Raw genomic sequence first — 12,543 nt, forward strand, 5'->3', positions numbered from 1 at the left:
GAGAACGCGACGTCGCCGTGTGCTAGGTTTCCGCCGTGTGGGTCCGCCGCGCTGCCATCCGTCCGGTACCGTCCTTCGCGCAGGTCCCTCTGCGGGCCCTCTCGGAGGTCGAGGAGCAGCTCGCGGAGGATGACGAAGAGGCGCGGCAAAAGCTCGACGAAGCGTTCGCTCGTTTCGAGCAGACCCAGCCTGCGATGGCCGATCGCATCGCGCAGGTTCTCGGCGGCCCTCTCGATGAAACCGCGCTCGCGCTTGGATATTTCCTGACGCTCGCCGTCTGGCTCGCTTTCGACAACGTCTTCGGTGAAGACCTCGCGGAGGTCACGCCGCTCGCGCTCGCCGGCGTCGAGGAGTCGCTCAAGCTCGACGAACAGCTTCGCATGGCCGATCCTGCCGAGGCGGTCGATTCCGACGACGTCATCGCGATGGAGCAGCCCGATGTGCTCTCGTTCGTTCACGAGCACGTCGACGCGGCGCTCGAGGCGAACGCGAGCGAGGTGGACGTCGACGACGTACACGAGATTTATCGCATCGTGCTGATCGAGGTCCTCGCGCTGAGCTACGCGGTCCGTCCCCCGACGAACTGGGGGATTCAGATGACGACCGAGTTCACGGCCTGATCACTTCTGCATCCTCGGGTGACTGCGTTGACGCTTCCGCGGCGTCGGCTTACGCACGTCCCATGCAGAAATTCGGCGTTGTCTTGGGCATTGCAGGCCTCGTGTTCGCGTCGGCTTGCACGGGCGGGGGAGACACGGGTCTCTCGGGGACGATCACCACCGGGCCAACGGGGAGCGGCTCGGGTGCGTCGGGTCCGGGTGGCAGCGGCGGCGTGGGCGGGACCGGCGGCGACGGCGACGTGGGCGGCGCAGCTGGCGCGGGCGGCTCGGGGCAAGGCGGCGCGGGCGGCGGCGCGCCGATGGACGTGTTCGATCCGGACAAGGACGGGCCGTTCACGATCGCCGAGATCGACGACAACCAGTGGAAGGCCTCGACCGGCGACACCGTGCCCATGCACGCGGCCTATCCCACGGCGGGCCCTTCGAGCGGACCGTATCCGGTCGTCGTGGTGGCGCACGGCTTCCAGATCGCGGCGAGCCAGTATCACGGCTACTTGAAGCGGCTCGCGAGCTTCGGGTACGTCGCGGTCACGCCCGACTATCCGACCTCGCTCGCCGGCACCGACAACACGAAGGCCACGCAGAACATCATCAGCGGCCTCGATTGGGTCGAGTCGAAGCCCGAGCTCAAAGGCGACACGAAGCTCGCGGGCGCCACGGGGCACTCGCTCGGCGGCAAGCTCGCGGTCTACGCGGCCAAGCTCGACGAGCGCTTCAAGGCCACGATCGTGCTCGATCCCGTCGACGGCGCTCCCTCGAACCCGCTCCAACCGAACCCGACGTGCAACGCGCCTGCGTGCATCGACGTGAGCGCGGAGCTCCCGATCGAAAAACCCACGGGCTTCCTCGGCGAGACGCTCGACAGCATGACCGGCGGCTTCCAGCCCGCGTGCGCGCCCGCGGCGGAGAACTTCATCACGTTCTACGCGAAGGCCATCGCGCCGAGCATTGCCGTCACGATCAACGGCGCGAACCACGTCGGCTTCGTCGACAACACGCAGACCTGCGGCTTTGCCTGCAGCGCGTGCAAGATGCCCACGCTCGACAACGCCACGGTGAACGCGCTTTCCCGCGCCTACGTCACCGCGTTCTACGAGCGCTATCTGCGCGGCAACATCGCCTACAACGCCTACCTCACCGGCGCCGAGGCCCAGGCCCGCTACGTCGACACGGGCATCGCTTCGATCCAGTCGAAGACCTTCGCGCCCTAGAGCATCGATCGGGCCCCGCGTGCGGCGCAGCCCTTGCGCCGCGCCGCACGCCTTGCATCACGACGTGAGCTTCTCGCCGTGCCGGACGACCAGCACCGAGCGATCCGCGTGGTTCACGACCTTCGCGGCCGTCGTCCCGATCAGCCGATCGAGCCCCTGATAGCCGTGCGACCCGATCACGATGAGGTCCACGTTCTCGTCCTTCGCCGCCTGGCAGATCGCCTGCCACGGCGTCCCGACGGCCACCTTCACCGGCCCGCGCAGCTCCTCGGGCACGCGCTCGAGCTCCTTCCCGACGTACCGCAGCGCCTCTTGTTCGAGCAGCCCTTCGAGTGACGACGGCGGCAATGCGTAGGCTTCCGGCGGTAGCTCGACCGGGATCCCGATCGCCCGCATCAGGATGAGCTTGCTGTTCGTTCGCCGTGCCAGGTCGATCGCCGCGTCGAGCACGTCCTTCGCCCGCGGCGAAGCATCGAGGCCAACCAGAATTCGGTGCATACAGTCGCTCTCCTTTTGCGCGGCACGGGCCTAACACGACCCGTGCCATGCGCGAAGCACCCTCGTCTTCCAGGCAACCAGGGTCCACGTTGCTCGTCGCCGAGACCGAGGCCGCGGCAAACAAAGCGGGGCGGGATCGCGCGGCCGTCGCACCGTCTTCTCCGCCGCGGACGTCACCCATCGGCGAGGGGGCTCCGGGCTGATTCTGCGCTACCCTGGGGCTCGAAAGGACAAGCGTTTGAGCCGAGGCGATAGTCTGCCGCTCTCTCCGAGCGTCGACGCCATCCCGTCCATCGACGCCGTGCCGCCGCTGCCCACGACGCTCCTTCGCACGCCGGCCTTCTGCGACATGGTCGTGGGATACCACCGGCTGCGCCTCCTCCACGACGGCGCGCAGACCTTCCCCGCGATGCTCGAAGCCATCGCGCGCGCTAGCTCCACGATCTGCCTCGAGACGTACATCCTGCGCGACGACCACGTCGGCCAGGCCTTCGCGTGCGCCCTCGCGGAGCGCGCGCGCGCGGGCGTCGAGGTCAACCTGCTCTACGACGCCTGGGGTTCGTCGGTCTCGGGGGCCTACGTGGCGAACTTGCAGGACGCGGGCGTGCGGGTCGTCGAGTTCCGCCCCGTACTCCTCGCGCTCCAGAATCGCAAGCTCCTCCGCCACGTGGTCCGGCGAAACCACCGCAAATCGCTCATCGTCGACTCGCGCATCGCGTTCACCGGCGGCATCAACATCTGCGGCGATTACGCGCCGAAGGACATCGGTAGCCCCCCGCCCTGGCGCGACACGCACCTCGAGCTCGAAGGCCCCGCCGCGATCGAGCTCCAATACTTCTTTTTGCGCACCTGGCGCAAAGCGAAGGGCCCGGCGCTCGACGAGCCGCGCTACAGCCACACCGGTCGAAGGCCCGATCCGCGCGTCCGCGTGATCACGAGCGACATGCACCGCGGCCGCGCGGGCATCCGCGACGCCTACCGCGCGGCCATCAAGAACGCTTCCCGACGCATCTGGATCACGAACGCCTATTTCCTCCCCTCGCTCAGCCTCCTCCACGCGCTCTCGGAGGCGGCGAAGCGCGGCGTCGACGTGCGGCTCATGGTCGCGGGCACGACGGACGTCCCGGCCGTCCTCCACGCCTCGCGCTCGATCTACGGGCGCCTCCTCGAATCGGGCGCGCGCCTCTACGAATGGAACGGCCGCGTGCTCCACGCGAAGACGGCCGTCATCGACGGGCATTGGTCGACCGTGGGGTCGAGCAACCTCGACATGCAATCGCTGCGGCAGAACCTGGAGGCGAACGCGCTCATCGAGGACGAGCGGTTTGCGCTGGCGATGGAGGCCATGTTCCTCGGGGATTTGCCTCATTGCGAGGAAGTGACCGCCACGAGCTGGGGGAAACGGCCGCCGTGGGAGCGGGCGGCATCCTGGGCGGCGTATCTGTTCCGGGATTGGCTGTAACGACGAAACGTCGTTCGCGCGAGCGCGTGCAAAGGCCCGCCGGTTGCATGACGGCGGCGACCGTCATGCCGAACCGCAAACCTACGCCTCGTCCCACGCTCCCTGAGGTCCCTCGTCTCCCGATCCGCGTCCTCGGCCCCGGCAAAGGAATGCTCGTCGAATGCCCTCGCCGCGCCGCGGAGGTCCACATCGATCGATGCACCCTCTGCGCGGCGTGCACTGGCCTCTCCATCCGCGACCGATACCTCGTCTGCACCCTCGCTCCGGCCACGCGCGAGGCCGCGGGGAACGAGCCTCCAGGGGACGGGGACGCACCCCTTGCATCCGAGGCGCAGGCTTTGCGCCGCCGCGGCTGCCGGATCGCCTGGTTCGGTGCGGACCTCCCCTTGCTCGAGGGCAGGATCGAGGGCAACGTGGACGACCGTTCGGCGCCGAAGCCCCCGTGATCATGGTCCGACTGGCACCTCTCCGCGCAGAGACCGACGAAAGCCTGGTCCAGGAGCTCCTCCGGTACGTGCGCTTCAGCGACGAGGACGCGCGCCTGCTCCGCGCGCTGAGGCCCCTTGCCGCCCCGCATTTCGAGCGCATCGCCACCGCCTTTTACGACCGCATCCGCGAGCACGACGAGGCACACGACGTCTTCACGGGCGAGGCGCAAATCAAGCGGCTCCAGGGCTCCATGGTCCGCTGGATGGATCGGCTCTGCGCCGGCCCGCACGACGAGGCGTACTTCAAGAAGACCCTCGAAATCGGCCGGATCCACGTCCAGATCGGCCTCCCGCAGCGCTACATGTTCACCGCGATGGCGCTCATCCGCGTCGAGCTCCTCCGCGTCGTCGACGACACGATGGGCGAAGAGACCCGCGCCTGCCGCGAGGCGCTCGATCGCGCCCTCGACCTCGAGCTCGCGTTCATGCTCGAAGGCTACCGTGATCATTTCCTCGCCCGCACGCAGCAGCGCGAGCGCCTCGAACGCGCCGAGGTCGACCTCGCCTTGCGCCGCACCGAGCACCGCTACGTCAGCGCCGTGGAGCTCGCCCGTGTGCTCGTCGTTGGCCTCGATCGCGAAGGCAAGATCCGCCTCTTCAACCGCGAGGCCGAGCGTGTCACCGGCCTCGGCCGCGAAGAGGTCATCGGCGCGCCCTTCCACGAGGCGCTCCTGCCCGAGGCCCTCCGCGACGAACAGGCGGGGCTCCTCCACGCGCTCCTCGAAGGCCGCGAGAGCCGCGCCACCCTCGACGACGTCGAGAGCGCGGTCCGCACCCGCGCCGGCAAGATCCGCGACGTCCGCTGGCAATTCGCGTATGCGCCGGGCGACGACGACGACATCGTCCTCTTTGCCGTCGGCCGTGACACGACCGACGAGAACGCGCTCGCCGTGCGCCTCCGGCAAAACGAAAAACTCGCGGCCGTGGGAACGCTTGCCGCGGGCCTCGCGCACGAGATCCGAAACCCGCTGAACGGCGCCCAGCTCCACGTCACCTTCCTCGAACGAGGCCTGCGCAAGAGCGGCGCCGACGGCGATCAGCTCGAAGCCGTCCACATCGTGGGCGAGGAGATCAAGCGCCTCGGCAAGCTCGTCAGCGAGTTTCTGGATTTCGCGCGCCCCAAACCCCTCGAACTGCGTCCCACGTCGGTGCACGCCGTCTGCGAGCGCGCGAGCAAGCTCGTCGAGGCCCGCGCGATCCAGACGAACGTGACGCTCGCCCTCGAACTCCCCACGACCGAGCTCGTCCTCGACCTCGACACGCCCAAGATCCAGCAGGTCCTCCTGAACCTCCTGCAGAACGCGGTCGAGGCGCTCCAGCCGACGGGCGGCGGCACCGTCACGCTCAGGGCCCGGCGCAGGCCGCGCGACGTGTGGATCGAGGTCGAGGACGACGGACCTGGCCTTTCGAGCCCCGACGCCCCGATCTTCGACCCGTTTTTCTCGACGAAGCCCGAGGGCACGGGCCTCGGCCTCGCCATCGTCCACCGCATCGTCACCGACCACGGCGGCACGATCGACGTCGACAGCCACCCCGGCAGGACGGTATTCCGTGTCTCGCTCCCGGTGCGCCTCGGCGCCCACGATGCCGAGGCGAATGCGGGGAAGATTCTCGCTTGAGGCTCCCATGACGAATACGAAGATCGCGGGCAAACCCAAGGCGCGCGTGCTCGTCGTCGACGACGAGGCGAGCGCTCGCTCCGGCCTCGAAAAGCTGCTCCGACAGGAGGGCTACGCGGTCGACGTCGCCGCCGATGGTCCGAGCGCGCTGCAAATCGCCGCCGAGCGCCCGCCGGACGTGGTCGTGACCGACCTCAAGATGCCGCGCATGGACGGCCTCGAGCTCTTGCAGAAGCTCCGCGCCACGTATCCGAGCGTCCCCGTGATCATGGTGACCGCGTTCGGCGAGGTCTCGACCGCCGTCCAGGCGATGCGCAGCGGCGCCGACGATTTCATCACGAAGCCTGTCGATTTCGACGCGCTCACGCTCTCGATCGAGCGCGTGATCGAGCGGACGAACCTCAAGGCCGAGGCCGAAGAGCTTCGCCGCCAGCTTCGCGAACGCGAGGGCGAGGGGTTCGAGGGCCTCATCGGATCGAGCCCGGCGCTGCAGAAGGTCTACCGCGTCGCCAAGCAGGTCGCCCCGGCCCGCGCCACGGTCCTCATCACGGGCGAGAGCGGCACCGGCAAGGGAGAGCTCGCGCGGGCCATCCACAAGAAAAGCCCACGCGCGAGCGGCCCCTTCATCACGCTACATTGCGCGGCCCTTGCCGAGAGCCTCCTCGAGAGCGAGCTCTTCGGCCATGAACGAGGCGCCTTCACGGGCGCCGACAAACGCCGCGTGGGCCGCTTCGAGCAGGCGAACGGCGGCACCTTGTTCCTCGACGAGGTCGGCGAGATCCCGCCGGCGACCCAGGTCAAACTCCTCCGCGTCTTGCAGGAGCGCACGTTCGAGCGCGTCGGCGGCAACGAGCCCGTCGAGGTCGACGTACGCCTCGTCGCCGCGACGAACCGCGACCTCGCGAAGGACGTGCACGACGGCCGATTCCGCGAGGATCTCTACTACCGCCTGAACGTCGTGCACATCGAGATGCCGGCGCTCCGTCTGCGCGGCGGCGACGTGCTGCTACTCGCCGAGCATTTCCTGAAGCGCTTCGCGCTCGAGAACAAGAAGCGCATCGAGGGCTTCCATGACCGCGCCCGCGCCAAGCTCCTCGCCCACCGCTGGCCGGGCAACGTGCGCGAGCTGGAGAATGCGATCGAGCGCGCCGTGGTGCTCTGCGAGGGCACGCAGATCGACGAGGATGACCTGCCGATCGACGTGGCCCCGCTGCCCAAGGGTGGCGTGCGCATTCCGGGCGCCACGATGGCCGAGATCGAGCGCTTCGCGATCCTCTCCACGCTCGACGCCACGAACGGCTCGACGGCGAAGGCCGCCGAGATGCTCGACATCAGCGTCCGCACCATCCAGTACCGCCTGCACGAGTACGGCGTCGCCGCGAAGGAAAAAGAGAAAAAGGGCTGATCCTCCGCGCGAAAGCGGCCGGGGTGGCACGGCGTTTGTAGGTGCCCCGCAGGTGGACGTGAAAACGAAGCCGCGGCGGCTGGTGCTCCTGGTGGACGACGACATCCGCTCGGCGCGAGTTTTCGTGCGGATGCTTCGCGAGGACGGCTTCGACGTCGAGGTGGCGCACGACGGCGCGCACGCCATCGGACGGCTCTCGCGCGCGCCCGCGCCCGACGTCCTGGTCACGGACCTTCAAATGCCGCACGCCGATGGCATCGCCGTCGCGAAGTACGCGCGCTCCTGCAACCCCACGCTGCCCATTTTCATGGTCACGGGCTATCCCGAGATCGTCGCGGCCCGCGCCAAGGCATTCGATCCCGAGCCACGAATCTTCACGAAGCCGCTCGATTATCCGACCTTCGCGAAGGAGCTCGATCGAACGGGCACGTGAACGCACGCCTTGCGCTCCGGCGCAAACCGCGCGCCCCGCGGCGGGTTTCTCCGTGCTAGGTTCCCGCCCATGACGGAGTTTCGTCGTTTCCGGGGCACGATTGGTTACCTGACGAACGAATCCCTCGAGGCCGCGGTGAACTGCGCCCTCGCGCTCGAACGCCCCTTGCTCGTGAAGGGCGAACCGGGCACGGGCAAGACCCTGCTCGCCGAGGCGATCGCCCAGACGCTCGAGACCGAGCTCATTCCCTGGCACGTCAAGAGCACCACCCGTGCGCAGGACGGGCTCTACGTCTACGACACGGTCCAGCGCCTCTACGACTCGCGCTTCGGCGACGGCGACGTACGCGACATCCGCCGCTACATCAAGCTCGGCCCCCTCGGCCGCGCACTCGCTTCGGACAAACGGGTCGTGCTGCTCATCGACGAGGTCGACAAGGCCGACCTCGAGTTCCCGAACGACCTGCTCCACGAGCTCGATCGCATGCGTTTCCGTGTGACCGAGACGGGCGACGAGTACGTCGCGAAGGAGCGGCCCGTGGTCGTCATCACGAGCAACAACGAAAAAGAGCTGCCGGACGCGTTCCTGCGCCGTTGCGTCTTTCACTTCATCGATTTCCCCGACCGCGAGTTCATGCGGCAGATCGTGAACGTGCACCATCCGGAGCTCGCGCGGGCGCTCGTCGATCAGGTCCTCGCGGTGTTCTACGAGATCCGCAACATGTCGCGGCTGCGCAAGCGCCCGTCGACGAGCGAGCTCATCGACTGGATCGCCGCGCTCCGCAAAGCCGGCATCGACGAGGTGAAGCTCGAACAGGCGCTCCCTTTCCTCGGCGCGCTGCTCAAAAAAGAGCAGGATCTCGTCGCTTACGCCGATCAGCTCTCGGGCGGACGTAAATACCGCTCCTGACGCGCCGCATCCTGGATCTTCTTTTCCCCACGGTGGGGTCTCGAAGATCCAGGCCTTTTGCCCCACCCTCCCCCCAAATCCACGCAATCACACGGTAGCCGTACGGCATGGCTGCGTCTTTTTGTCGTCTGCGGGGTGGCACGACGACTGCAATGGTATCTGGTCGGCGCCCCTCGAAAGCCCGGCACGAAGATGCTTGACGCCGGCGCGGAAACGGGGGAAAGCCGAAAGACCGAACGCGGGGGTTTTCGAATCTCCGGGTTCGGCTGGGAGACCGTCATCTGCCAGCGCGCAATGAGGCGTAGACTGAGTCCAGGGGACGGCGCGACCAACGGAAGAGGTTAGCACCATGGCTCTCAATGCGTATCTCCGTCTGAAGGGGCAGAAGCAGGGCGAGATCAAGGGCTCCGTGACCCAGAAGGGTCGCGAGAACAGCATCATGGTCATCGCGGTCTCGCACGAGATCATGAGCCCGCGCGATCCGGCGAGCGGCCTGCCGACCGGCAAGCGCATGCACAAGCCCTTCATCGTGACGAAGGAGCTCGATAAGGCGTCGCCGCTGCTCTACAGCGCGCTCGTGAACAACGAGAACATCTCGGAGTGGGAGCTCAAGCACTACACGCCGCAGGTGAAGGCGCAGCAGGGCGTGGGCACCGAGGTGAACCACTACACGGTGCGCCTGATCAACGCGAACATCGCGTCGGTCAACTTCCGCATGCCGAACAACCGGAACCCCGATCTCATGAAGTACGCCGAGTACGAGGAGATCGCGTTCACGTACCAGAAGATCATCTGGACGTGGACCGAGGGCGGCATCACGGCCGAGGACGACTGGGAGACGCCCGCCGTCTGATGTTGGGCTGACGCCCAGCAAAACCAAACGGGCGGCCAAACGGCCGCCCGTTTTCATTTTGTACTCAGCCCCCGGTGCCCGGCAGCGTGGCCGCCGAGAGCCACTGGAAGCCGTCCAGAATCGCGAGCGAGTCGTACGACGAGTCGCCCACGTCCCAGAGCGCGATGCGGATCTCCACGATTTGCCCGGGGATCACGTTGCCCGCGGTCGTCAGCCAGAACGTGCCGCCGCCGATCAGGCAATCACCGTCCGACTCGAATCCCGTGCCCATGAGCTGCGTCGAGCCGAGCGAGCACGAGGTCGCGCTGACGCTCGTGTCCCAGCAGAGCGGCGACGCGGCTTGCGAGTCGCAGACGGCGAAGAGGTCCGTGCCCTGCGCGATGTTGATGCCGATGGGCCATTTCTGGTTGCCCTTCGTGAACGTCATCAGGTTCTTGTCGACCGGGTTCGGCGTCGGAGAGGGCACGCCGCTCGGCGTGTCGACGAGCGCGATGAACTGATCGTTGTAGCTCGTGCAGACGAACTCCGGGTATTCGGCCGACAAGAAGTACGAGTTGAACGAGAATGCCCGCGCATTCGTGGGCGCCCGCAGCCGGAGCACGAGCATGACCGAGTCCTCGGCCTCCGGCGTGTTGCTCGCGTTGCAGCCCGGCGAGTCGGGCAGGCCGTTCGCGGGCTTGAGAGGCAGGTTTGGCGTGGCGAACCAATCCTTGACCGAGTATTGCCCGCCGCCCGAGATGAGCACGTTGCTCTCCGGGATGTGCGACGTCGACACGTTGAAGCCGCCCGGCGCGCCGCCGTTCGGTCCGGGGTTCGTCTGCGTCGCGTCCGAGGCAATCCCGCTCGAGAGCACGACGGCGCTCTTGCCCTCCAGCACGGCCGGCGTGATGCCGCCGAAGCTCTGCCGGATCGACGTCGCCTGCGGATCCCCGAGCGGCGAGCCGTCGGCACGCAAGAGCTCTGCGCTGATGAGGCCCCACGTCCTCTCGGCCTTCGGGGCGTTCTCCGTGGTCACGCGACAGATGCCGAGCGCCTTGGCGTAATCGGTCGCGGCCGACGAGTTCGAGGCCAGCGCGTCGTCGCAGGAGACCGTGTCTTCCAGGTCGAAGAGGTCGGTCTTCGTGTTGCAGTTGTCGTCGATGCCGTTGCCCACGACCTCGATCGCGCCCGGGTTCACCTTCTCGGGCTCGGCGCCGCAGAGGCCGGGTTTGTCGCAGCAATCGCCCTCGCTCGCGAGCCAGCCGTCGTTGTCGCAGTCCGTCGTCGTGCTGTCGCAGGCCTGGCAGGTCCCGTCCACGCACGACGCGCCGGCCGCGCACTTGTTGCCGCACGTCCCGCAGTTCGACGCGTCCGTCGTCGGCGAGACGCAGAGCTGCCCGCACAAGAGGAACGGCGCATTGCATTCGCCGATGCTCACGCACATGCCGCCCGCGCAGAGCTGCCCCGAGGGACAGGCATTCCCGCACGCCCCACAATGCGCCGGGTCCGTGTCGAGGTCCACGCAGCTCGATCCGCACAGGGCCGAGCCGCCGAGGCACGTCACCGAGCAGAGCCCCATCGAGCAGACCTGGCCCGCGGGGCACGCTGTCCCGCACGCGCCGCAATTCGCCGGATCCGTGTCGAGGTCCACGCAGGACCCATTGCAGGCCGTCGCGCCCACGCACGTCGTCCCGCATTGCCCCGCCGAACAGACCTGGCCCTGCGGGCACGAGGTGCCGCACGCGCCGCAGTTGTTCGGGTCGTTCTGGAGGTCCACGCACGTGTCATTGCATTGGGTCGTCCCGCCGAGACAGGTGATCCCGCACTGGCCCACCGAGCAGACCTCGCCGGCCGCGCAGGCATTTCCGCAGGCGCCGCAGTTCTTCGGGTCGAACGTGAGGACCGTGCAGGCGTCTCCGCAGAGCGTCGTGCCGGGCCCGCAGGCCGAGCCGCCGCCTTGCCCTGCGCCGCCCATTCCTGCGCCACCGTGCCCCGACCCGCCCTGCCCCGCGGTGCCGCCCTGCCCGCCGTCGCCGCTGCCCCCCTCGCCGCCGGGGGACATGTCCGAGCCGCTGCTGGTCGCACACCCGGCCCACGCGCCGGCCGATCCCGCGGCGAGCAGCGCCACGAGCGTCGCGTTCTTGAATACGAGGTTGGATTTGTTGGAATTTTTCGCCATACCAGGGTCCCCTGTTTGGAAGGGACGACCTCCTTACCAGAGTTTCCTTCCGGCGAGCGTCTCTTGTCGGCGCGGGGCACGTTTCCGCGTGCGGGTTGAAATCGTCGCTCTGTTTCGCTAAGGCGTCGCCTCGTGTTCTCTGGTGCGCGCATCGCCGTGGTGATCCCGGCTTTCCGGGAAGAAGATCGAATTGCCGATACGGTGCGGTCCGTGCCTTCGTTCGTGGACCATGTCGTGGTCGTGGACGACGCGAGCGACGACGCCACGTCGGCCGCGGCGCGCGCCGCGGGGGACGGGCGCCTCGTGCTCGTGCGACACCCGGAAAACCGCGGCGTCGGCGCGGCCATCCTGACCGGGTATCGCGAGGCGCGGGCGCTCGGGGCCGACGTCGCGGCCGTGATGGCGGGCGACGGGCAGATGGATCCGCTCGATCTGCCTGCTGTCGTCGGCCCGGTCGCGCGGGGCGAGGCCGATTACGTCAAAGGCGACCGCTTGCGCCACCCCTCGGTCTGGACAGACATGCCCCTCCACCGGCTCCTCGGCACCTCGGCGCTCGCGTGGATGACGCGACACGCGGCGGGGTTACCGTCGCTATCGGATAGCCAGTGTGGTTACACCGCGATCGGCGCGGCGGCGATGGATTGTTTGCTCCGCGAAGGGATGTGGGCGCGGTACGGATATCCGAACGACCTGCTCGGCACGCTCGTACGTCATGGGCATCGCGTTCACGAAGTCGCGGTGAAACCCGTGTACCGCGGCGAGGCGAGCGGGCTAAGGCCGTGGCACATTTTTACGATTGGTTACGTGGTGGGGCGCGTCGCATATCGAAATATCATGAGAGCCAGGCCGCGAGACGCCTAGCTTCCGGAGCTACCGTCCTGGTAAGG

12 protein-coding genes are annotated in these 12,543 nt (G+C 67.9%); 10 read left to right on the forward strand and 2 right to left on the reverse strand.

Features of this window, described 5'->3' with window-relative positions; genetic code table 11:
* Positions 1-35: 35 nt before the first annotated feature.
* Entirely contained in the window at positions 36-620 is a 585-nt protein-coding gene (locus tag KEG57_RS12405) for a hypothetical protein (protein ID WP_272419903.1), read from the forward strand.
* A gap of 62 nt (positions 621-682) precedes the next feature.
* Entirely contained in the window at positions 683-1,831 is a 1,149-nt protein-coding gene (locus tag KEG57_RS12410) for a dienelactone hydrolase family protein (RefSeq protein ID WP_272419902.1), read from the forward strand.
* 57 nt (positions 1,832-1,888) lie between these two features.
* Here the strand turns inward: KEG57_RS12410 and KEG57_RS12415 are convergent, their stop codons facing one another.
* Positions 1,889-2,329, reverse strand: a complete 441-nt coding sequence (locus tag KEG57_RS12415) for a universal stress protein (RefSeq protein WP_272419901.1) — start codon at positions 2,327-2,329, stop codon at positions 1,889-1,891.
* 238 nt (positions 2,330-2,567) lie between these two features.
* On the opposite strand from KEG57_RS12415, the gene clsB reads away from it, so the two are divergent.
* The 7 genes from clsB (at position 2,568) to KEG57_RS12450 (ending at position 9,498) form a co-directional block, all read left to right on the forward strand.
* Positions 2,568-3,791, forward strand: coding sequence for a cardiolipin synthase ClsB (gene clsB / locus KEG57_RS12420; protein ID WP_272419900.1), 1,224 nt, complete (start codon positions 2,568-2,570; stop codon positions 3,789-3,791).
* Between the two features lie 47 nt (positions 3,792-3,838).
* On the forward strand, positions 3,839-4,237 hold the full coding sequence (locus tag KEG57_RS12425) for a hypothetical protein (protein WP_272419899.1): 399 nt from the start codon (positions 3,839-3,841) through the stop codon (positions 4,235-4,237).
* Between the two features lie 2 nt (positions 4,238-4,239).
* Positions 4,240-5,898, forward strand: a complete 1,659-nt coding sequence (locus KEG57_RS12430; protein ID WP_272419898.1) for a protoglobin domain-containing protein — start codon at positions 4,240-4,242, stop codon at positions 5,896-5,898.
* Between the two features lie 7 nt (positions 5,899-5,905).
* On the forward strand, positions 5,906-7,303 hold the full coding sequence (locus KEG57_RS12435; RefSeq protein WP_272419897.1) for a sigma-54-dependent transcriptional regulator: 1,398 nt from the start codon (positions 5,906-5,908) through the stop codon (positions 7,301-7,303).
* 58 nt (positions 7,304-7,361) lie between these two features.
* Complete coding sequence (locus tag KEG57_RS12440; protein ID WP_272419896.1) at positions 7,362-7,736, forward strand: response regulator; 375 nt, start codon at positions 7,362-7,364, stop codon at positions 7,734-7,736.
* Positions 7,737-7,805: 69 nt separating this feature from the next.
* Positions 7,806-8,645 carry an AAA family ATPase gene (locus KEG57_RS12445; RefSeq protein WP_272419895.1) on the forward strand — a complete coding sequence of 280 codons (840 nt, stop codon included), beginning with the start codon at positions 7,806-7,808 and terminating at the stop codon, positions 8,643-8,645.
* Positions 8,646-8,994: 349 nt separating this feature from the next.
* Complete coding sequence (locus KEG57_RS12450) at positions 8,995-9,498, forward strand: Hcp family type VI secretion system effector (protein ID WP_272419894.1); 504 nt, start codon at positions 8,995-8,997, stop codon at positions 9,496-9,498.
* Positions 9,499-9,562: 64 nt separating this feature from the next.
* Here the strand turns inward: KEG57_RS12450 and KEG57_RS12455 are convergent, their stop codons facing one another.
* Positions 9,563-11,656, reverse strand: coding sequence for an MXAN_6577-like cysteine-rich protein (locus KEG57_RS12455; protein WP_272419893.1), 2,094 nt, complete (start codon positions 11,654-11,656; stop codon positions 9,563-9,565).
* Positions 11,657-11,788: 132 nt separating this feature from the next.
* Between KEG57_RS12455 and KEG57_RS12460 the strand changes: the two genes are divergently transcribed.
* Positions 11,789-12,517 (forward strand): glycosyltransferase family 2 protein, encoded by a 729-nt coding sequence (locus KEG57_RS12460; RefSeq protein WP_272419892.1) that lies wholly within the window; start codon positions 11,789-11,791, stop codon positions 12,515-12,517.
* Positions 12,518-12,543 lie beyond the last annotated feature (26 nt).

It is taken from the genome of Polyangium jinanense, assembly GCF_028435365.1.

Coding starts and splice junctions, on each gene's coding strand:
- KEG57_RS12410 (WP_272419902.1), top strand. CDS start 683: ATGCAGAAATTCGGCGTTGTCTTGGGCATTGCAGGCCTCGTGTTCGCG.
- KEG57_RS12415 (WP_272419901.1), bottom strand. CDS start 2,329: ATGCACCGAATTCTGGTTGGCCTCGATGCTTCGCCGCGGGCGAAGGAC.
- KEG57_RS12425 (WP_272419899.1), top strand. CDS start 3,839: ATGACGGCGGCGACCGTCATGCCGAACCGCAAACCTACGCCTCGTCCC.
- KEG57_RS12430 (WP_272419898.1), top strand. CDS start 4,240: ATGGTCCGACTGGCACCTCTCCGCGCAGAGACCGACGAAAGCCTGGTC.
- KEG57_RS12435 (WP_272419897.1), top strand. CDS start 5,906: ATGACGAATACGAAGATCGCGGGCAAACCCAAGGCGCGCGTGCTCGTC.
- KEG57_RS12445 (WP_272419895.1), top strand. CDS start 7,806: ATGACGGAGTTTCGTCGTTTCCGGGGCACGATTGGTTACCTGACGAAC.
- KEG57_RS12450 (WP_272419894.1), top strand. CDS start 8,995: ATGGCTCTCAATGCGTATCTCCGTCTGAAGGGGCAGAAGCAGGGCGAG.
- KEG57_RS12455 (WP_272419893.1), bottom strand. CDS start 11,656: ATGGCGAAAAATTCCAACAAATCCAACCTCGTATTCAAGAACGCGACG.